Source organism: Dellaglioa sp. CoH-55-MRSF-7 (assembly GCF_056782235.1).
The window spans coordinates 90916-110995 of sequence record NZ_JBXAYI010000003.1; the positions used below are offsets into that span (position 1 = coordinate 90916).

At 34.7% G+C, this 20080-nt stretch carries 16 protein-coding genes and 1 tRNA gene; 12 read left to right on the forward strand and 5 right to left on the reverse strand.

What is annotated here, in order from left to right; genetic code table 11:
* Positions 1 to 11: 11 nt before the first annotated feature.
* Positions 12 to 449 carry a peptide-methionine (R)-S-oxide reductase MsrB gene (gene msrB / locus AC1RPU_RS04210; RefSeq protein ID WP_481761568.1) on the forward strand — a complete coding sequence of 146 codons (438 nt, stop codon included), beginning with the start codon at positions 12 to 14 and terminating at the stop codon, positions 447 to 449.
* A 72-nt stretch (positions 450 to 521) separates the two neighbouring features.
* Here the strand turns inward: msrB and AC1RPU_RS04215 are convergent, their stop codons facing one another.
* Together AC1RPU_RS04215 and AC1RPU_RS04220 are read right to left on the reverse strand one after the other, a co-directional pair.
* Positions 522 to 1841 (reverse strand): APC family permease, encoded by a 1320-nt coding sequence (locus AC1RPU_RS04215; RefSeq protein ID WP_481761567.1) that lies wholly within the window; start codon positions 1839 to 1841, stop codon positions 522 to 524.
* 104 nt (positions 1842 to 1945) lie between these two features.
* Positions 1946 to 2341 (reverse strand): DUF4828 domain-containing protein, encoded by a 396-nt coding sequence (locus AC1RPU_RS04220; RefSeq protein WP_481761566.1) that lies wholly within the window; start codon positions 2339 to 2341, stop codon positions 1946 to 1948.
* A gap of 183 nt (positions 2342 to 2524) precedes the next feature.
* Here AC1RPU_RS04220 and AC1RPU_RS04225 point away from each other — a divergent pair, with 183 nt between their 5' ends.
* The 8 genes from AC1RPU_RS04225 (at position 2525) to AC1RPU_RS04260 (ending at position 12710) form a co-directional block, all read left to right on the forward strand.
* Positions 2525 to 3526 carry a Gfo/Idh/MocA family protein gene (locus tag AC1RPU_RS04225; RefSeq protein ID WP_481761565.1) on the forward strand — a complete coding sequence of 334 codons (1002 nt, stop codon included), beginning with the start codon at positions 2525 to 2527 and terminating at the stop codon, positions 3524 to 3526.
* Positions 3527 to 3629: 103 nt separating this feature from the next.
* On the forward strand, positions 3630 to 4910 hold the full coding sequence (locus AC1RPU_RS04230; protein WP_481761564.1) for a DEAD/DEAH box helicase: 1281 nt from the start codon (positions 3630 to 3632) through the stop codon (positions 4908 to 4910).
* Positions 4911 to 5040: 130 nt separating this feature from the next.
* Positions 5041 to 6198, forward strand: coding sequence for a GNAT family N-acetyltransferase (locus AC1RPU_RS04235; RefSeq protein ID WP_481761563.1), 1158 nt, complete (start codon positions 5041 to 5043; stop codon positions 6196 to 6198).
* A 14-nt stretch (positions 6199 to 6212) separates the two neighbouring features.
* Positions 6213 to 7652 carry a glycoside hydrolase family 1 protein gene (locus AC1RPU_RS04240; protein ID WP_481761562.1) on the forward strand — a complete coding sequence of 480 codons (1440 nt, stop codon included), beginning with the start codon at positions 6213 to 6215 and terminating at the stop codon, positions 7650 to 7652.
* Positions 7653 to 7804: 152 nt separating this feature from the next.
* Positions 7805 to 8650, forward strand: a complete 846-nt coding sequence (locus AC1RPU_RS04245) for a PRD domain-containing protein (protein WP_481761561.1) — start codon at positions 7805 to 7807, stop codon at positions 8648 to 8650.
* Between the two features lie 134 nt (positions 8651 to 8784).
* The gene (locus AC1RPU_RS04250; protein ID WP_481761560.1) at positions 8785 to 10752 is read left to right on the forward strand and encodes a beta-glucoside-specific PTS transporter subunit IIABC; all 1968 of its coding nucleotides are present in this window, start codon (positions 8785 to 8787) and stop codon (positions 10750 to 10752) included.
* 1 nt (position 10753) lies between these two features.
* Positions 10754 to 12184 (forward strand): 6-phospho-beta-glucosidase, encoded by a 1431-nt coding sequence (locus tag AC1RPU_RS04255; RefSeq protein WP_481761559.1) that lies wholly within the window; start codon positions 10754 to 10756, stop codon positions 12182 to 12184.
* A gap of 241 nt (positions 12185 to 12425) precedes the next feature.
* Positions 12426 to 12710 (forward strand): hypothetical protein, encoded by a 285-nt coding sequence (locus AC1RPU_RS04260; protein WP_481761558.1) that lies wholly within the window; start codon positions 12426 to 12428, stop codon positions 12708 to 12710.
* Positions 12711 to 12811: 101 nt separating this feature from the next.
* Here the strand turns inward: AC1RPU_RS04260 and AC1RPU_RS04265 are convergent.
* Positions 12812 to 12885 (reverse strand) — tRNA-Arg (locus tag AC1RPU_RS04265).
* Positions 12886 to 13114: 229 nt separating this feature from the next.
* On the opposite strand from AC1RPU_RS04265, the gene AC1RPU_RS04270 reads away from it, so the two are divergent.
* Positions 13115 to 14854, forward strand: coding sequence for a DUF6541 family protein (locus AC1RPU_RS04270; RefSeq protein ID WP_481761557.1), 1740 nt, complete (start codon positions 13115 to 13117; stop codon positions 14852 to 14854).
* A 144-nt stretch (positions 14855 to 14998) separates the two neighbouring features.
* Here AC1RPU_RS04270 and AC1RPU_RS04275 read toward each other — a convergent pair whose 3' ends face one another.
* The gene (locus AC1RPU_RS04275) at positions 14999 to 16234 is read right to left on the reverse strand and encodes an aminopeptidase (protein WP_481761556.1); all 1236 of its coding nucleotides are present in this window, start codon (positions 16232 to 16234) and stop codon (positions 14999 to 15001) included.
* Positions 16235 to 16386: 152 nt separating this feature from the next.
* Here AC1RPU_RS04275 and wecB point away from each other — a divergent pair, with 152 nt between their 5' ends.
* Both wecB and udk read left to right on the forward strand, forming a co-directional pair.
* Positions 16387 to 17529 (forward strand): non-hydrolyzing UDP-N-acetylglucosamine 2-epimerase, encoded by a 1143-nt coding sequence (gene wecB / locus AC1RPU_RS04280; RefSeq protein ID WP_481761555.1) that lies wholly within the window; start codon positions 16387 to 16389, stop codon positions 17527 to 17529.
* 18 nt (positions 17530 to 17547) lie between these two features.
* The gene (udk, locus tag AC1RPU_RS04285) at positions 17548 to 18183 is read left to right on the forward strand and encodes a uridine kinase (protein WP_481761554.1); all 636 of its coding nucleotides are present in this window, start codon (positions 17548 to 17550) and stop codon (positions 18181 to 18183) included.
* Positions 18184 to 18306: 123 nt separating this feature from the next.
* On the opposite strand, the gene AC1RPU_RS04290 is transcribed toward udk, so the two are convergent.
* A complete protein-coding gene (locus AC1RPU_RS04290) occupies positions 18307 to 20058 on the reverse strand; it encodes an MFS transporter (RefSeq protein ID WP_481761553.1) in 1752 nt (583 codons plus the stop codon).
* Positions 20059 to 20080: the final 22 nt, after the last annotated feature.

Sequence of the window (20080 nt, forward strand, 5' to 3'; positions counted from 1 at the left end):
GGAGGTCCATTATGTCAAAAGAAACTGAAAAAGAATTACGTGAACGTTTAACTAATGAAGAGTTTGAAGTTACACAACATGCTGCAACGGAAGCGCCATTTACCGGTAAATATGATGACTTCTATCAAAAAGGAATTTACGTTGATGTTGTTAGTGGGGAAGCACTTTTTAGTTCAGCAGAAAAATATGACGCTGGCTGCGGTTGGCCATCATTTTCAAAACCAATCCCAGGTTCTAAGATTGCTGAGTTGGTTGATAATAGTCTTTTTGGTTATCAACGAACGGAAGTTAGAAGTAAGGAAGCAAATTCACATTTAGGTCATGTATTTACTGATGGACCTAAAGACCAAGGCGGATTACGTTATTGTATTAACTCTGCCTCATTGAAGTTTATTCCTGAAGCAGAAATGGAAGCTGCTGGATATAGTAACTATTTAAATAATTTATAAAAAATAAAAACATTCGACTTAAGGGATATGAGCCTATCTGGCTCTAAAAGTTGAATGTTTTTATTTGTATAATTATCCTTGGCTTTTTTGATGAATAAAGTAAACAGGAATGCCAAGTCCCGTTATTAATAGACCAACAAGTGCTAACGTCGTTTGTGTTAATAGTGTCGCAACGAGTATAAAAATACCCCCAATAATCGCGATGATTGGAATGATTGGATATAAAGGAACTTTATAGGGTCTATTTAATTCAGGTTCACGTTTTCGTAATATAAAGATAGCAACGAAAACTAGTACATTAAAAATCCAAATAACAAAAATAAGCATATCTGTTAATAAATCAAAACTACCTAAGAACATCATTATTATTGCGATACTTATTTGTAAAAAGCCCGCAATATATGGAACTCTCGTATGAGGAGATAAGCGTTTTAGCCAATTACTAAAGGGGAGTTGGTTTTCTAAGGCCATCGCATATGGAACGCGCATACCGGTTAACGTATAGCCGTTAGTGGCACCGTAGACTGAAATTAAGATACCAACGGTCACAAACTTACCACCAAATTGTCCAAATAGTTGTCTTGAGGCATCAGAAGCTGCATTTAAATTGCCAGCTAATCCTGAAATAGGAAGAGCCTTAAGAAAAACAAAATTAATTAATGTATAGATAATTGTGATGAAAAATAATCCTGAAATAATGGCTTTCGGTAAATCACGTTCTGGATGGTGCATCTCTCCGGCAATATTTCCAACCCCAATCCAGCCATCATAAGCAAACATGGTCGCAAGAAGGCCGCCACTTAAAGCAGTAAAGAAAGACTGGTGCGCGCCGGATGTTAACGGAATTAAACTAAACGTCACTTGTCCAGGAGTGAAAATCCCCCATATCACAATGACAATAATAGGTAATAATTTTAAAACTAATGAAATTGATTGAAAGGTACCACCAACTTTGGCGCCTAAAAAGTTAATCAATGTGATACTGATTCCACTAATTAAAGCAAATGGGATAATTAAATGTGAATCAAGATGGAAAAGATTAATTAATTGTGTGCCAAAAATAATTGAAAGAGCTGCAATGTTTGCTGGATAATAAATGATTATTTGTGCCCAGCCAAGTAAAAATGCTGGGAAACGGCCATAAGTATATTCGATATATTTAATGGCGCCACCAGTTTCTGGGATGGCGGCTGCAAGTTCTGCAGCGGTTAATCCAGCACAGATAGTTAAAAAGCCACCAAGTAACCAAACAAATAAAGTTAAGTTAGCAGATTGGGTTTGTTGTGTAACGCTTGAAACTTTAAAAAAAACGCCTCCGCCGATAACTGTTCCCATTACAGTTGAAAGGGCAGCGAAAAAGCCAATATCTCGTTTTAGGTGATCATTGTTCATGGAAAAAGGTCCTCGTTTCTATATTAAAATGCGTATTTAACTATTTTAGACTATTTAAACGTGTAATGAAACAAAAAATGAAGATGATAATCAACAAAATTCTGTTAATCTACATCTTCATTTTTATCATCTTGTGATTCTACAATTGGGGCTAATTTAATGGGATAGGTCCGGTTATCTGCTTCGTCAAACAAACTCACTGGTCCTTGATCGTTTGCATCAATTCTTAGATGAAAACCATATTCATCTAAGAAACTAAGTTCACGCTCATCTATATGTTCAATCTTACCATCGAGTGCACGTTCGTCAATTCGAATTGTGAGGTCTGATGAAATATCCAAATTATGGTGTCGATGACTTAATTCATCGTAGAATAGCCAATGTCCAGCATAAAAAATAGGTAAAGAAACCTTAGTTTTAGGTGCGGTTATAGACTTAATATCTTTCGTTAATCCAATAAAAAATGATGCACCTAGTAGTGCAAAACTACGTTTCTTCACAGCTATCCCTCCTAATTAGAACTCTTCTACTTAAATATAGCACTTTTAGCTAACAAGCGGAAAGAATTGCCCAAAATATATATAAATTTAATCTATCGTCACAAAATTGAAATAAAGCAATCGTTATGAAAACGGTTCAATTGTTGTTATAATGAATTTAATAATAAAATGGAGGTATTGGGTATGATTAAATTAGGTATTATTGGTACAAATTGGATTACAGGTCAATTCGTTGAAGCAGCGCATGAATCTAATGAATTTCAATTGACTAGTGTCTATTCAAGAACCGAATTAAAAGCCAAAGATTTTGGTGAAAAATATGGTGCAACAAATTTTTACGATAATATGACAGAATTTTTAAATTCAGATAAATTTGAGGTAATCTATATTGCTTCTCCGAATAGTTTACATTTTGAACAAATTAAATTAGCGATTGAAGCTGGTAAAAAAGTTATTGCCGAAAAACCAGTGGTCTCAAATCCAACAGAAATGGCCGCTATTCAGACGGTTCTTAGGGAACATCCTGGAAGTCAATTATTTGAAGCAGCTCGACAAATTCATCAAGATAATTTCAAAATTATTGAACAAAAAGTAACTGAACTAGAGACCATCCAAGGCGCAACTTTAACTTATATGAAGTATTCGTCACGTTATGATGCTATTTTAGCAGGTGAAGAACCTAATATCTTCTCACCAAAATTTTCTGGTGGTGCATTACAAGACTTAGGTGTTTACGTTGTTTATAATGCTATTTCTTGGTTTGGTACACCACTTGAAGTTCAGTACTATCCAACAATGTTACCAACAGGTGTTGATGGTAAAGGTGTCGCAATTCTAACTTATGAAGATTTTAGAGTGACCTTAAATATTGGTAAGACAGCAAATTCATATTTAACTAGTGAAATCTATGGCCTAAAAGACACAATTGTGATGGATAATGCAGCTGAATTAAATGAGGTTCTTTATCGAGATGGCTCTGATAAAGAAGAACTACTTAGTCAAAAACCAGCTAAAAATCCGATGTTAGCTGAAGCGATTGATTTTGCTAGAGTCATCAATAACCCCAATGACGTAACGAACAAAGCTGATTATATAAAATGGCAAAAACTTAGTGTGACAGTTAATCAAGTATTGTTTGATTTAAGGAAAAGTGCCGGAATTGAATTTCCAGCTGATCATAAATAAGAATTATTGAGATAAGTTTCTGTGAATCAATGGAAGCTTATTTTTTATATGCTATACTTAATTATTAAAACTAATCCTATGAAGTTAAAAGAAAGAGACTAAAATGAATCCAAAATTTGATGCATATTTTAAAGAACAAGGTTTTGAAACACAATCACCCATCCAAGAAGCCGTTTATGAACCTCTAAAATCAGGTGAAAATATCCTTGGATTAGCACCAACCGGTTCTGGTAAAACATTAGCGTTCAGCTTACCTTTACTCGAAAGATTAATACCTAAAGATGGCATTCAACTATTGATTATTGCACCTTCACAAGAATTAGCTATGCAATTAGCAGGTGTCATTCGTCCTTGGGCTAAAGAACTTGATTTAAAAGTTCAAGCTATTATTGGTGGTGCTAATATGAAACGCCAAATTGAAAATTTAAAGAAAAAACCTGAGATTATTGTCGGAACACCAGGTCGCTTATTGAATTTAGCTGAAGATAAAAAAATTAAATTACATAAAGTTAAATCAGTTGTCATTGATGAAGCGGATGATTTATTAACGGATGAAACACTAACAACTTGTCGTGATTTAATCAGCCAGGCACCTGCAGGCATTCAATTAAGTTTCTTTTCTGCGACGGAAACGGCAATATTAGATGATTTGAAAAAATGGTTTGGTGCTAATGTGACAACTTATGATGTTCGTGAAGTTGATCAAACACAAGGTATCGTTCACCATTATTCAATTGAAACACCAACGCGTAAACGTCAATCAACGTTGCGTCGTTTAGCAAATGTTGAAGATTTTTATGCACTAGTTTTCTTTAACCAACTATCATCGTTACAAGATATGGCTCAAAAATTAAAATATGATCATGTACCAGTCGCTGTCTTAGATAGCGAGCAACGCCAAGTTAATCGTGCTAATGCTTTATCACAACTTCATAAGCATGAAATTAAATTATTACTAACGACGGATGTTGCCGCTCGAGGTTTGGACATTCCAATGTTACCCGCAGTCGTAAATTATGATATGCCTAAAGATACGACGTCATATATTCATCGTGTCGGCCGGACAGGCCGGATGGGTGCTGAAGGGATGGTTATTAATCTTGGAAATGAACATGATCTACGTACCTTAAAACAAGATTTAAAAAATACACCATTTGAAATTGAAAAAGGTTACTTATATGATGGTGCGATTGTAACAGAAAGACCAGAACGTGTGGCTGAACCAAAAGCTAAGAAACTTAAACCAGTTGAAGTGAAAGCCAAAACAGTTGATGGTCAAAAGCAATCTGATGAACCAGTAAAGAAACCACATCGTAAAGTTCGTTTGAGAAATCAAAAAAATAAAGGTAAAAGACGCAAACCAAAAGCAGAACATTTTGATTAATGAGAAGGATCATCCAATAATAATTGGATGATTTTTTTATTGACTAATTTTGTAAGCGATTGCACGAATAGGGTAACCGTGCTATATTTAAAGAGGTTAATTCGTACAGAAGAAGGAGTTGAGTAGATCCATGACAAATATGAAGTTAGATGAAACTCATTTTGGAAGTTACTTTGATTTATCAATTTATGCCTTTAATAAAAAAGTATCAGCACAGAGAAAGAGCTTTTTTCGCAAACTTTATGAGCATTCATCAGATTGGGGCTCAGTTGAATCTGGGAAAGTTGTCAGCGGTGTGATTAATACACCATTTACGACTCATTTTCACGGGACTCAATTTAAAATGGGTGGTATTGGCTATGTTGCAAGTTATCCAGAATTTGCTGGTCAGGGTAGTATTGGACAATTAATGAATTTAGCTCTGGATGAGATGTATGATAATGGAACGACATTATCGTATTTAGCGCCATTTTCGTATCCGTTCTATCGTAAATTCGGTTACGAAGCAACATTTGATCAAACGATATATCGGATGAATACGAAGGATTTACCACGATTAAAAGTTAAGGCCATAGGTCACGTTGAACGTCACCGTTATTTGGATGTAAAAGAGGAATTAAATAAATTATACCAACAGAATCAGCTCTCTCAACAAGGTGGTATTGAACGGCCAGATTGGTGGTTAACTTATTCGGCGGAGAAACACCCTAACTGGGAAGTAGCGGTCTATTATAATGAAAAAAATGAGTCAGAAGGCTATCTTGTTTATCAAAGAGAAACTGATGAATTTAAAATCGTTGAATGGATATATCAAACAAGTGAGAGTTGGCTCCAATTACAAAATTTTGTGCTTAAGCATCAATCAGCATACGAATGGTTTAGTTATGAGAGTCCAATTGGACAGCCATTTCCAGATGTACTGGCAAATCCTCAAGTTGAAGTGACAACGCAACCTTACATGATGGCAAGAATTGTAAATGTTGAAGACTTTCTCAGCAGATACCCTTACCAGCAAGATTTTCCACAAATTGTGATTCAAGTTCAAGATTCGACTATTCAGGCTAATGAAGGCTATTGGCAAATTAGCCGAATAGACGGACAAACAAAAGTTGAAAAGACTGAAAATTCAGCAACTACGTTTACAACGGATATTCAAAATTTAACACGAAGTATGATGGGGTATCGAACATTTAAACAATTAAAACAATATGGATTTGTATCAGGCGACGTGACGTTATTCGATGGCGCATTAATTAAAGAACAACCGATATTAAGTGATTATTTTTAAGGAGAGAATAGATAATGGAATATGAAAAAATGAGTCAATTTCCAACTGATTTTTTATGGGGGGCTTCCTCAGCTGCTTACCAAATTGAAGGTGCGTATCAAGAAGATGGTAAAGGATTATCAGTTTGGGATAAATTTGTAAGAATTCCTGGGAAAACATTTAAGGGTACAAATGGTGATGTAGCCGTCGATCATTATCACCGTTTTAAAGAAGATGTCGCCTTAATGAAGGAGCAAGGATTGAAAGCTTACCGTTTTTCAATTGCTTGGACACGTATTTATCCAGAAGGAAAAGGTAAAGTTAATCAAAAGGGGATAGATTTTTATAATCGATTAATCGATGAGTTAATTGCGAATAATATTGAACCTGTTGTGACACTTTATCATTGGGATTTACCACAAGCATTACAAGATGAATATGCTGGTTGGGAATCTCGTGAAATTATTACTGATTTTACGGATTATGCGAAAACTTGTTTTGATGCATTCAGTGATCGTGTTAAATATTGGGTATCATTAAATGAACAAAACGTATTTATTTCTCATGGCTATCAAATGGAGAGTCATCCGCCTGCAGTAAATGATGAAAAAAGAATGTATGCTGCAAATCACATTGCTAATTTAGCAAATGCTTCAGCAATTAAGGCATTTCATGAAGGTCATTATCAAGGTGAAATTGGGCCTAGCTTTGCCTATAGCCCGGGTTATGCAGTTAATGGAGATCCTAAAAACCAAGTTGCGGCTACTAACTATGAAGATTATGCTGCTCATTTTTGGATGGATATTTATGTTTATGGACGTTATCCAAAAATGATTTATAAATGGTTAACTGAACGTGGAACTGCACCTACTGTTACAGAAGCAGATCAAGCTCTTTTAATTGCTGGAAAACCAGATTTTATGGGTTTAAATTATTATCAAACCCAAACAATTGCGGCTAATCCGTTAGTTGGTGGTGTTGGACTTGCTGCTGAAAATAATACAGGTAAAAAGGGGACTAGCTCCGAAAGTGGCGTTCCAGGCATGTTTAAGACTACTAATAATGAATTTTTAAAACAAACTGATTGGGATTGGAATATTGATCCTGAAGGGCTAAGAATTGCTCTGAGAAGAATTGATAGTCGTTACGACTTACCTGTTCTTATTACTGAAAACGGTCTTGGTGCTTATGATAAATTAGAAGAAGGCAATACAATTCATGATGATTACCGAATTTACTTTATCAATGAACATATTAAAGCCATTCAAGAAGCCATTTCAGACGGTGTAAAAGTCATTGGGTATACAACTTGGAGTTTCACTGATTTATTGAGCTGGTCAAATGGCTATCAAAAGCGCTATGGCTTTGTTTATATTGATCGTGATGAAGAAAGTGCGAAAGAATTAAAACGATATAAGAAAGATTCATTCTATTGGTATCAAAAGGTCATTAAAGAAAATGGTAGTAAGTTATAAAGTAATTTAAATAGCTATTGATAACGCTTACAATAAATGATACAATAAATATGAAATGAGTGTTACTGATTCGATCAGGCATGACCTATTGATGTAGATATGAAAATATCTGTATTTGTAGGTCATTTTTTATGGGAAGGGGTCGGTTTGATGTGAAGTTCGTAAAAAATTTTAATAATAATGCAGCTTTAGTTGAATCATCCGACAATGTTGAGTGGGTGGTCATTGGTAACGGTATTGGATTCGGTTATCATGCTGGAGATAATATCGATAAGGACCAGATTGACCGACGGTTTAAAGCTGAAGAAGATTCAGATACAATGAAATTAATTTCAGGATTTGATGCAGAAACTTTGGAAGTTACGACAACTTTTGTTGGAGTAGTAGAGCCATTAATTGATGTGACATTTGATGATGTTCAATTTTTGATTTTAGTGGACCATTTTCAATATTCATTACAAAAAAATCGTGAAGAAATGTTTTTAAATGACCGATCTGTTCATTGGGAAATGAAAAAATTATTTCCAAGTGAATTCCAAGCTGCAAAGGTTGGTATTAAAGAAATCGAATCAAAATTTGACATTACGGTTCAAAATAATGAATTGATTTTATTAACCTATCATTTGATTAACGTCAAAGAAGGCGGACATGCTGTTCAAGAATCGATGAAGCTGACAGAACTCATTTCGGGAATTGTTAATATTATTCAATTAGATACTGGTATTATTCTCGACGAAAAATCATTTAATTATAGTCGATTTGTCTCACATTTACGCTATTTATTCATTAGGCATTTTCATAATACTGAGATTGATCGTGCAGAACTTGACCCTGAGTTGCTCGCCATGATGATTAGTCGGTATCCACAAGTGTACGAAACAGTGGAAAAAATCGTGCAGTATATTCGAGAACGGGCCGATTGGGATTTACAAGCAGACGAACAAGTTTATCTAGTTTTACATATCTGGCGAGTAACCCATCGGCAAACAGAAAATTAAATAAATTGATAATTAGGTGTGTTATTGCCATTTATAAGCAAGCATAAACCCAGTTATCCATGCAAACTCGTATTTTTTGAGTTGAAATGGATAACTGGGTTTTAATTTATAAAAAATATAAAGGAGTGATTGTGATGAGTTACGAAAAATTAGCTAAAGATATTTTAAAAAATGTAGGTGGCGAAGCTAACGTTAATAGCGTAGTCCATTGTACAACCCGACTAAGATTTAAATTAAAAGATGAATCTAAGGCCAATACCGATATGTTGAAAAATATGGACGGCGTAGTGACCGTTGTTAAAAGTGGCGGCCAGTACCAAGTGGTTGTTGGAAATCAAGTTCCGGAAGTTTATGATGCATTAGTTAAAGGTAGCGGACTTGATGGTGATGGCATTGTGCCAGATAATGATGGCGAAAAAATGAAACCGCTTGATGCCTTTATTGATATGATTTCAGGTATCTTTGCACCAGCTCTAGGTGTTTTAGCTGCAACAGGGATGATCAAAGGAATAGTTTCATTACTAGTCGCATTTAGCTGGGTGGCACCGACATCTGGAACGTATATTATTTTAAATGCATTAGGAGATTCTTTCTTTTATTTCTTCCCGATTATCTTAGCTTACAGTGCTAGTAAAAAATTCCACGTTAATCCATTGTTGGCAATGGTTATTGGTGCATCCTTAGTTTACCCAACTATTGTGGCACAATTGCCAGCAACACTAGCCGCTTCAGGTGGAAAAGTGCTGTACACTTTATTTGCAGGAACAATTTTTGAATCACCAATCTATATGACATTCTTGGGGATTCCAGTAATCATGATGAGTTACGCATCATCAGTTGTACCTATTATTGTATCAATTTGGTTTGCATCAAAAGTGGAACCATTCTTCAAAAAAGTGATACCAGAAGTTGTACGAACATTCTTAGTGCCAATGTTAACAGCACTTGTTGTTGTGCCTATTACATTTATCTTTATAGGTCCCATAACAACTTGGGCTAGTGATATTGTGGCAACCGGATTTACAGCTGTATACACATTTAGTCCAATTGCCGCTGGCGCAGTTCTTGGTGGCTTATGGCAAGTACTTGTTATCTTCGGGTTACATTGGGGACTTGTTCCACTTGCCTTACTTAACATTTCAACAACAGGCTCAGATCCAATTTTAGCACTTATGCTAGGGACAACGTTCGCTCAAATTGGGTCAGTATTGGCAATTACAATTAAAACAAAAAATAAAAAACTAAAAGGTCTTGGCTATTCTTCATTTATTTCAGGAATCTTTGGTGTTACGGAACCCGCTATTTACGGAATTACGTTACCTCGTAAAAAACCATTTATTATTACATGTATTTCAGCCGCTATTGGTGGCATGGTTCTTGGTGTATTTGGGACAAAAGGATACATGGTTGGTGGATTAGGCATTTTCTCTATTCCAAGTTACTTGAATCCTAAGACAGGAATTGATATGTCATTCTACGCTGTGCTGATAGCAATCGTTGTTTCATTCGTATTGGCATATGTCTTAACACTTATGTTCGGTTTAACAAAGGAAGATCAAGAAGTACCCGTTGCTGTTGCTGAAACAAAAGTAACAACGTCAGTAGTACCTGTAGAAGTAGAAATGAGTGGAGAAATCCTTGGTAGCCCACTTAAAGGCGAAGTATTACCTTTATCAGAGGTTAAAGACCCTGTCTTTAGTTCTGGTATTATGGGTGACGGTATCGCAATTCTACCTGAAGTTGGTCAATTATACGCACCTGCTGATGGTAAAATAACATTAGTTTTTCCAACAGGACACGCAGTTGGTATGGTGACAGACGATGGCGCCGAAATTTTAATGCATATCGGAATGGATACAGTTGAATTAGAAGGTAAGTATTTTGAAATTCAAACAGAAATTGATACCGTCGTAAAAAAAGGCGATTTATTACTTAAATTCGATATTGAAGGTATTAAACAGGCAGGATATGAAATTATTACGCCAATTATCGTGACGAACACACCAAAATATAAAAAAATTAAACCACTTGCTAAAGACCAGTCAGAAATAATTGTTGGTACTGATTTATTAGATTTAGAAATTAATTCAGGAGGTCAATAAGATGACAAAATCAAATTTTCCAGATAACTTTTTATGGGGTGGCGCAACGGCCGCTAATCAATTTGAAGGGGCCTATGATGTTGATGGTAAGGGCCTGTCATTAGTAGATATATTACCAGACGCACACCATGGTCGCTGGGATTATTTATTTAATGTAAAAGAAGCGATGCAGATGAAAGAAGATTTTTATCCTAGTCATGAATCTGTTGATTTTTATCATCATTATGAAGAAGATTTACGATTAATGGCAGAAATGGGTTTCAAAACCTTCAGAATGTCAATTAGTTGGCCACGGATATTTCCACAAGGTGATGAAAAAGAACCAAACGAAAAAGGGCTAGAATTCTATGATAAAGTTATCGATCTTTGTAACGAATTAGGGATGGAACCGTTAGTAACAATTAACCATTTCGATACGCCGTTAGGGATGTTGAAAAAAATGAATGGTTGGGCTGACCGTCGAATGATTGATAATTACTTAAACTTTTCACGCGTCTTATTTATGCGTTATAAGGATAAGGTTAAGTATTGGTTAACATTTAACGAAATTAATATGATTTTACACATTCCGTTATTGGGCGGTGGATTAGATTTGGAAGGGATTGATAATCCTGACCAAATCAAATATCAAGCGGCACATCATCAATTAGTTGCCTCTGCGCTTGCGACAAAATTAGCACACGAAATTAATCCTGATTTTAAGATAGGGTGTATGTTAGCGGCTGGGGTTACCTATCCCAATACACCTAATCCAAAAGATGTATTTGAAGCAATGACAAAGGATCGGGAAGGATACTTCTTTATTGATGTTCAGTCACGTGGCTACTACCCAAGTTATTCGGCAAGATTATTTAAAGATATGGGTATAGAAATTAAAATGGCAGATACCGACGAAAAAGATTTATTAGAAAATACAGTTGATTTCATTTCATTTAGCTATTATTCATCAAGATTAGCAAGCGCTGATCCTGAGATGACTGATAAAACAGCAGCAAATGTCTTTGATAGCTTAAAAAATCCTTACTTAAAGACAAGCGAATGGGGCTGGCAAACAGATGGCCTTGGTTTGAGAACAACGATGAATCAAATTTATGATCGTTATCAGAAACCATTATTTGTTGTTGAAAATGGATTAGGTGCAAAAGATGTTGTGGAAGAAGGCAATAAAATTCATGATGATTATCGCATTTCTTATCTAAGTGAAAATATTGAAGCAATGGGTGAGGCGATTGCAGACGGGGTTTCTTGTCTAGGTTACACATCATGGGGCTGTATCGATTTAATTAGCGCAGGCTCAGGCGAAATGGCGAAACGCTATGGTTACATTTACGTAGATCGAGATAACGAAGGTAACGGGACGCTAAATCGATTGAAAAAAGATTCGTTCTATTGGTATCAAAATGTTATTAAAACAAATGGTGTCGAATTATAAACTGGAAAAATTGAAGATATAAAATTTCGATGCGATTTAAAATACTGTTTAAGCAATGATTGTTTGCTTAAACAGTATTTTTTTATTTGCGAAAGTCTTATTGCTTAGTGGAAAAATAATATTAGGTGTACAATTATCGAAATCTTAAAGATAGTTTAGAAAAGATTGGATAAAATGATGTGTTTTAGACCTTAAAAAAATTGTTAAACAAATATATATAACGTGGAAGAAGGTCTTTCCGATGAGAAAAAGGTTTAAACCTGTAAATAATGAAATGAAATGGGTAGGAATTGTTAGTATCGTGTTGTGTTTAATTGAACCATGGTTAATAGTTGTGAATTTAACGATTGGCATGTGGTTAGTGGGGACGGGTATGATTGGCATTGGAACTTATATTGAAAGACTACCCTTTTTTCAGAAAAATATTGGTTATCGTCTATGTGGTATGTTGTTATTTATATTAATTGCATTCATTAATACAATTTATATAATAGTAATTCTTCTACTGCTACAATTTCAAGGATAAAATAAATAGCACTTACAAGTTAAATATATAAAAAATAGGTTACAAAAGCTCGGCAGTATACCGAAGTCTTGTAACCTATAAGGCGGAAAATTTATTTAAGATGTCCCTGATCAGAGTCGAACTGATGACCTACCGCTTAGGAGGCGGTTGCTCTATCCAGCTGAGCTACAGAGACAAAAAGGCTGATTACTTCATTGTAAATGGCAAAAATAAATAAGTCAATTATTACTATTGTAGATTTTTAAATTCATAGTCATAATTTTCATTTACAACATGGCTAAGGTGTCAGTAGTTTCATAGATATTGATCTTTTAGTTCTAGCAATATTATATTTCTTGAGTGACAGCACAATTTTCTATTGTTATAATTAAACCATTAAATAATTTTATTTGGGAGTAAATAGCTTGATAAATAAGTTTGAATCTTTAAAAAAATATGGAACGGTATTTTGCGTTATTTTTATATTAAGTTTTTTTCTGACAGTTCCGCAGATACTTAATAATAGTTTAGTAGTTGGTGCTGATTCTCTATTCCATTTTAACCGTATCTATGATGATTATATGCAGCTTAAAACAGGTAACTTTAATTATTTTCAATCTAATTACGGTTTTCAACAAAGTGGTCGAATTGTTAATGCCTTATATGGACCAGGGTTTACTTACCTTTTAGGTGGATTACTAGGTATCGTGCATAGTTGGATTAAATTTGAAATTGTCACGTCATTCATAATTTTCTTTATTAGTGGATTTTCAATGTATTTTCTATCTAGAGAATTGAAAGCGACTAAAAAAAATTCAGTCTTAGCTGCTAGTCTTTTTATGGGTAGTTTCTATATCACTCGATGGTCAATCTATCAGAATTTTATGATATGGGGCGTTATGTTGATGCCTTTGATTGTCATTCTTGGGCTTAAAATGATTAAAAATAATGCTAAGGATTTAAAAGTACTACCTTTAGCATTAGCAGTTTCAGTGCTAATCCAAATTCACGTCTTAAGCGCCTTAATGTCAATTGGCGTTTTAGTTGTATTCTTTTTCATTGGCTTTATTCAAACTAACCAGAAATTACAACTTTTATTAAAATGTTTTCTAGCCAGTTTACTGGCGTTAGTTCTGACCTTTAATGTTTGGGGAGCTATGTTGGATGTTTTCTCAAATAATAAAATATATTCACCATTTGCCAATTCAAACATGTCTGGTTCAACCATGAACCTTTCAACTGGTAACTATAGTGGTACACAGTTTGGATTGGTTATGAGTATCATTTTTGTGTTACAAATTGTTTGGTTGTTTTCAAAAAGAAAAGAATTATCTCTAGCTAATAAGATTGTTACTATAATAGGAGCTATTTTTCTTGCTCTAACTACAAATTTATTTCCGTGGACTAGGATATCTATATTAATTCCACAGTTACAAAGTTTTTTACAGTTTCCTTATCGATTTGATAGTTTTACTACGATTCTATTAGTAGCGGGGTTCAGTGCTACAATTTCTACGTTACCTTCGCCGAATGCAAAGAAAAATTGTTCATTGTTTTTAATTGTCGGAAGTATTTTTATTTTAGGGCAATCGTATAGTGATATTCAGACTAAAAATGAAATTTGGAATTCAAATGAGTCAATTATAGCTAAAGGACATGTTACAACCCCAGATTCTTTAAGTACTGTCCAAATAAGAAATGCTTTTACTAATCGTGATTTAAAAAAAGGGTTAGAGGTAGCACAAAAATCAACTCCAGATTATTTACCTAATAATCAAGAATTAAGCAAGGATCCTTACAATGAATATAAAAATGAAATTATAATGAATAAGTCAAATATTATAAAAAGAGTGACAGATAAGGGTGATTTATCGCTTAGATGGACTGCAACAAAAATAGGAGAAACAATGTCCTTACCTATTATTGTTTATAACAATTCAAAAGTTACACTAAATGGAACTAAGCTTAATATAAAAAAGATTACCTTATCAAATATAGGTAGTCCAACGATTAAAGCAACAAAAAAAGGTATCAATAGAGTAACGCTTAGTTATCATTCAAAAATCATTACTAAACCTCGACTAATGATGGTTATTGCAGCGTGGGTGATTAGTAGCTTAGCTTTTATTACCTTTACTTATAGGGATTATAAAAATGACATTTAATATAAACAAACATATGATTTTAATATACTATATTAAGATATACTTTCTGAATTTGGGTTACAAAAACCTAATCAATAAAATAAGTAGTAGTGAAAAAGGTATAAACTAACAGAAATGCTAGTTTATACCTTTTTATGTGATCATTTATGCCCAATCCCCATTACGGAAAACGGGTACTGTACTGCCATCCTCACGAAGCCCATCAATTGACATGTCAGATGAGCCGACCATGAAGTCAACGTGCGTTTGGCTTAAATTTAAACCAGCAGCGGCTAATTCAGTATCGTTCATTTTAGTACCATCCTTAATAGAGAAGGGATAAGCGGAGCCAAGCGCTAAATGGTCACTGGCATTTTCATCGAATAATGTATTAAAGAACGTTATTCCTGATTGTGAAATTGGAGAAGGGTCTGGAACTAAAGCAACTTCACCCAATGATTTTGCGCCATCATCAGTCTCTAGTAAGTGCTGTAAAACTTCTTCACCTTGTTCAGCAGTTGCTTTAACAACCTTACCTGCTTCAAAAGTAAATTTCATACCACTCAAAGTAGTTCCTGCGTAGCTTAATGGTTTTGTTGAAGAAATGTAACCATCAATACGTCTAGAATCAGGTGCGGTGAAAACTTCTTCGGTAGGCATGTTAGCCATGAATTCATGACCTTGTGCATCAAATGAACCGGCGCCTTCCCACAAATGATTTTTAGGGAGACCGATGACGATATCTGTCCCTGGGGCAACATAATGTAAAGCAGAAAATTGTTCTTTATTTAATTCTTCAGCTTTTGTGCGCAATGTTAAATCATGTTGATGCCATGCTTCAATTGGATCTTCATGATCAATACGTGTTGTTTTAAAAATTTCTTCCCAAAGTCGTGAAACAGCAAGTTCGCCTTTTAATTCAGGAAAAACGAGTTCAGCCCAAGCAGTATCTGCGGCAGCGACTACAGTCCAACTAACGTCATTATTTTGAGTTGCTTTACGTAATGGACGTAGAGCTTGACCCATAGCTTTTTGGCGTGAGGCAATCTTTTCAGAAGGGATACCAGCAAAGGCATCAGGATCATCTGACATGACTGAGATGCGAGATGCTTTTTTAGCAACCCAATCTTCAACTTCTGAGGTTGCATAACCAGGAACGTCGACTAAACGGTCTAGTGGAGCAAATTCAAGGAATGATTTCGAGACATGACTATCTGCCCATTTAACGATAACTTCACTTGCGCCAGCAGCATAAGCTTCATTGACGATTAAATGAGCTAATTTTTGTTGGGTTACGGAAATTTGTAGGACGATTGTTTGGCCTTTTGAGACGTTAACACCGACTTTGACGATTAATTCAGCATATTTTTTAAGTTGATCTTCAAAATTTATTTTTGACATAGAAAGACCTCCAAATTTATTTATGAAATAATGATAACATATTAATGAGAAAATGATTAATAATTAGGCTATTAAATTTTTGTTAACAAAATCAGAATTTTGTCTTTTCTTTGGTATAATAGTAACTAATATAATCATTGAGGAGGCCAATTATGAAAAAAGTAAAAGTGATGACTGTTTTTGGGACGCGTCCAGAAGCAATAAAAATGGCACCTGTTGTCTTAGAGTTAAAAGAACGTACGACGGAGTTTGAAACAGTAACTGTCGTAACAGCACAACATCGCCAAATGTTGGACCAAGTCTTAGAGATATTTAAAATAACGCCAGATTATGATTTGAATGTGATGCACGCTAACCAGACATTAAGTGATACAACTCGAAATGTTTTACAAAAATTAGATGATGTTATTAAAGTAGAGCAGCCTGATATTATTTTAGTTCATGGTGATACAACAACAACATTCGCCGCTAGTATTTCAGCTTTTTATAATCAAGTGGCAATTGGACACGTTGAAGCGGGATTACGGACTTGGGATAAGTATTCACCGTTTCCAGAAGAAATGAACCGTCAACTAACAGATGTACTGGCAGATATGTACTTTGCCCCAACTTCGCAAAGCGAAACTAATCTGTTATTAGAAAATCATCCAAAAGAAAATATTTTTGTAACAGGTAACACAGCCATCGATGCTTTAAAACAAACAGTTCAAAAAGAGTATGACCATGATGTTCTATCAGAAGTAAATCCTGCGAATAAAATGATTTTACTCACGATGCATCGTCGTGAAAACCAAGGTGCACCTATGCGTCGTGTTTTCGAAGTGATTAAATCTGTCGTTAAAGATCAGCCAGATGTTGAAGTCGTTTATCCGGTTCATTTAAATCCAGTTGTTAAAGATTTAGCCGAAGAAGTCTTAGGTGGAGAACAGCGCGTTCATCTAATTGAACCGCTTGATGTGGTTGATTTTCATAATATCGCTGCAAAAAGTTACTTTATTATGACGGATTCAGGTGGTGTTCAAGAAGAGGCGCCATCATTAGGAAAACCAGTTCTTGTTTTACGTGATAACACAGAACGTCCGGAAGGCGTGAAGGCGGGTACATTGAAGTTAGTTGGAACTGACCCTGTGAAAGTCAAAGAAACCATGCTATCATTAATAACTAATAAGACAGAGTACGAACGAATGGCAAATGCTAAAAATCCTTATGGAGATGGGCAAGCAGCTAAACGAATATTAGATGCCGTTGCTTATCGATTTGGAGATAGTCAGCAAGAACCTGAACGTTTCGAATAAATGGAGGATTTCTAAAGCATGAGCAAAAGAACAAAACGTCCCATTATTATTGGTGTAACAGGTGGTACTGGTAGCGGTAAGACGACGGTTAGTAATGCTATTTATTCACAATTAGCTGGCGAATCAATCATGATTTTACAACAAGATACTTATTATAATGATCAAGCTGAAATGAGTATGGAAGAACGTAAAGCAGTGAACTATGATCATCCACTCGCGTTTGACAACGAACAGATGATTAGTGATTTGGAACAATTGTTGGATAATGAAGCAATTGATATGCCTGTTTATGATTACACACAGTTTACTCGTTCAAGTGAGACGATCAGAACAGAACCTCAAGATGTTATCATTGTTGAAGGAATTCTAATTCTAGGGGACGAAAAGCTCAGAAGTTTAATGGATATTAAAGTTTTTGTTGATACAGATGATGATTTACGTATTATTCGCCGTATCACACGTGATATGAAGGAACGTGGTCGCTCATTACAATCAGTTATTGATCAATACGTTAAAACGGTTAAACCAATGTATAATCAATTCATTGAACCAACGAAACGCTATGCGGATATTATTGTGCCAGAAGGTGGCGCAAATACAGTTGCTATTGATTTATTGTCAACTAAAGTCCGTGACATTTTACAACAAGACTAGCTAAAAAATCTCATACCAAAAAGTCCCCAAAAGTCTCATGACTTTTGGGGACTTTTTGGTATGAAAAAACTGTTGTTGGTAATAGCTTTTACGCTATTACCAACAACAGTTAGAGTGGACTTGTCATTTATGAACACTATTTTTGTCTAGTTTTCTATTTATAAAATGGAGTGTTATCATCGATAAAATACTAATAATCCAAGTTAAAATGACGAAAAACAAACGCCATGTAGTGATCATTTCCGATTGATATCTAAGCACTACACGATTACTCCCTTTTTTTGTTGCCTTAACAGTAGGGACACCTAATGCAGATAGAGATAATCGGTGTAATTGACTTCCATTTAAGGAGAGCTCTGAATTATTATAAACGACAATAGGAAGTGCGATGGATTCACCTTTTTTTGTCGCATGCCATTTAAGGATTAAATCACCATTTTTTGTAACAGTCTTAGTGATATTAGGACGATTCCTAACAATATCTTTCTTGTATTCTTTTTTATTATATGTTGTCTTTTGTTCTTGATTATTTGGTAAATAATCTGGGGCTATTTTTTTAACCACCTTTAATCCTTTTGATAAATCAGAACTAGTAAAATTAGTTCTAATTTGATCACTCGTTAGATGATTTGAAACGACAACGCTCCCTTTATAAATAAGAGGATCATTGGAATTCCAGAGCTTATTTTGCTGTTGAATATCAATATATGATTGACCTAAAATAAAAAGACTACTAATGATTAAAAATAACTCGCCAAACTTTTTAGGCTTAAATGAAGGTAGCTCAGAAAGAGAGTTGCCAAAACCAGCAAGTAATAAGACAGTTGCAAAACCATAAAAGCGGTAAGGAAATTGTAAAAAACTTCGAAGCTGTGGTATTAGATTCGATATTGTCGTCCAAGGAACAAGATTTGTTGATAACAGGAGAAATAAGGCTCCTAATAGTGTCATTAGCTTATTAGAAAGTGATACTTGTGACCACCTAGAAAATAGTAAAACAAATTGTAAAATGAAAATAACGCTCATAAATAGTCCTATAGATGAAGCGCTATAGCTAGTTGTTGAAAAACGCATTGTAGCACTAGCCATATCTAAGTGAGTGTAAGGCGAGTACAGCGTATTTCTTGTGAAAATTTCTAGCATAGCGCCCCAAACATTAAAGGTTAGAACAATAGTTAGAAGGGCCGCTAAGAAACATTTTGATAAAAGCTGTAATTTTTGATTTGTCTTGTAAAAACCGACAACAAAGAAGATAAAGATGACGCCAACCGACATTAAGGCACTTAAGACATGAATTTGAATAAGCGCTGAAATCAATAATGCTAATGGTAGTACTTTTAAATCCTTAGCATTATTTTTAATCATTTTAAGCCCGAGGATGACAATTAAGGGCATTAGCATAACGCCCCAAGACATAAAATTCTGGTTAATTGACCAACGGGTAACGTAAAAACTCCCCATAAATAGACTAGCAATCAATAATGAAATTTTCTTAGAGGATTGAAGCTCTCTAGATAGAAAATACATTGAGTAACCACTAATAAAGAAAATTAAAAAGGAGGTTATGATTTGAAATAAAATCCAATTATGAACAATTAAGAGTAAGATACCTAACAGATAAGCAAAACCTGGTCCATATAAGGCGTTAATAATGCGACCACTCTGTAAAAAACCATAGTTAGTTTGAAAATAACTAAAGTTACCTGTTTTAAATTGGATATAGGTATCGTAAATACGATTGAAATGAAAAAGCGAGTCACCACCTAAGACTAGACTGTGGTTGATTATTTGTGGAAGAACTAAAAATAAACTAATCAAAAAGATGGTTGTAAATACGATTAAACGATTTTTAAGATAACTGACTTTATTTAACAAGATAGTAAACCCCTAATAGATT

What these genes read in the sequence shown, in the direction of transcription:
- AC1RPU_RS04230 (WP_481761564.1), top strand. Translation starts at nt 3,630, where the DNA reads ATGAATCCAAAATTTGATGCATATTTTAAAGAACAAGGTTTTGAAACA.
- udk (WP_481761554.1), top strand. Translation starts at nt 17,548, where the DNA reads ATGAGCAAAAGAACAAAACGTCCCATTATTATTGGTGTAACAGGTGGT.
- msrB (WP_481761568.1), top strand. Translation starts at nt 12, where the DNA reads ATGTCAAAAGAAACTGAAAAAGAATTACGTGAACGTTTAACTAATGAA.
- AC1RPU_RS04275 (WP_481761556.1), bottom strand. Translation starts at nt 16,234, where the DNA reads ATGTCAAAAATAAATTTTGAAGATCAACTTAAAAAATATGCTGAATTA.
- AC1RPU_RS04215 (WP_481761567.1), bottom strand. Translation starts at nt 1,841, where the DNA reads ATGAACAATGATCACCTAAAACGAGATATTGGCTTTTTCGCTGCCCTT.
- AC1RPU_RS04235 (WP_481761563.1), top strand. Translation starts at nt 5,041, where the DNA reads ATGACAAATATGAAGTTAGATGAAACTCATTTTGGAAGTTACTTTGAT.
- AC1RPU_RS04255 (WP_481761559.1), top strand. Translation starts at nt 10,754, where the DNA reads ATGACAAAATCAAATTTTCCAGATAACTTTTTATGGGGTGGCGCAACG.
- AC1RPU_RS04225 (WP_481761565.1), top strand. Translation starts at nt 2,525, where the DNA reads ATGATTAAATTAGGTATTATTGGTACAAATTGGATTACAGGTCAATTC.
- wecB (WP_481761555.1), top strand. Translation starts at nt 16,387, where the DNA reads ATGAAAAAAGTAAAAGTGATGACTGTTTTTGGGACGCGTCCAGAAGCA.
- AC1RPU_RS04240 (WP_481761562.1), top strand. Translation starts at nt 6,213, where the DNA reads ATGGAATATGAAAAAATGAGTCAATTTCCAACTGATTTTTTATGGGGG.
- AC1RPU_RS04260 (WP_481761558.1), top strand. Translation starts at nt 12,426, where the DNA reads ATGAGAAAAAGGTTTAAACCTGTAAATAATGAAATGAAATGGGTAGGA.
- AC1RPU_RS04250 (WP_481761560.1), top strand. Translation starts at nt 8,785, where the DNA reads ATGAGTTACGAAAAATTAGCTAAAGATATTTTAAAAAATGTAGGTGGC.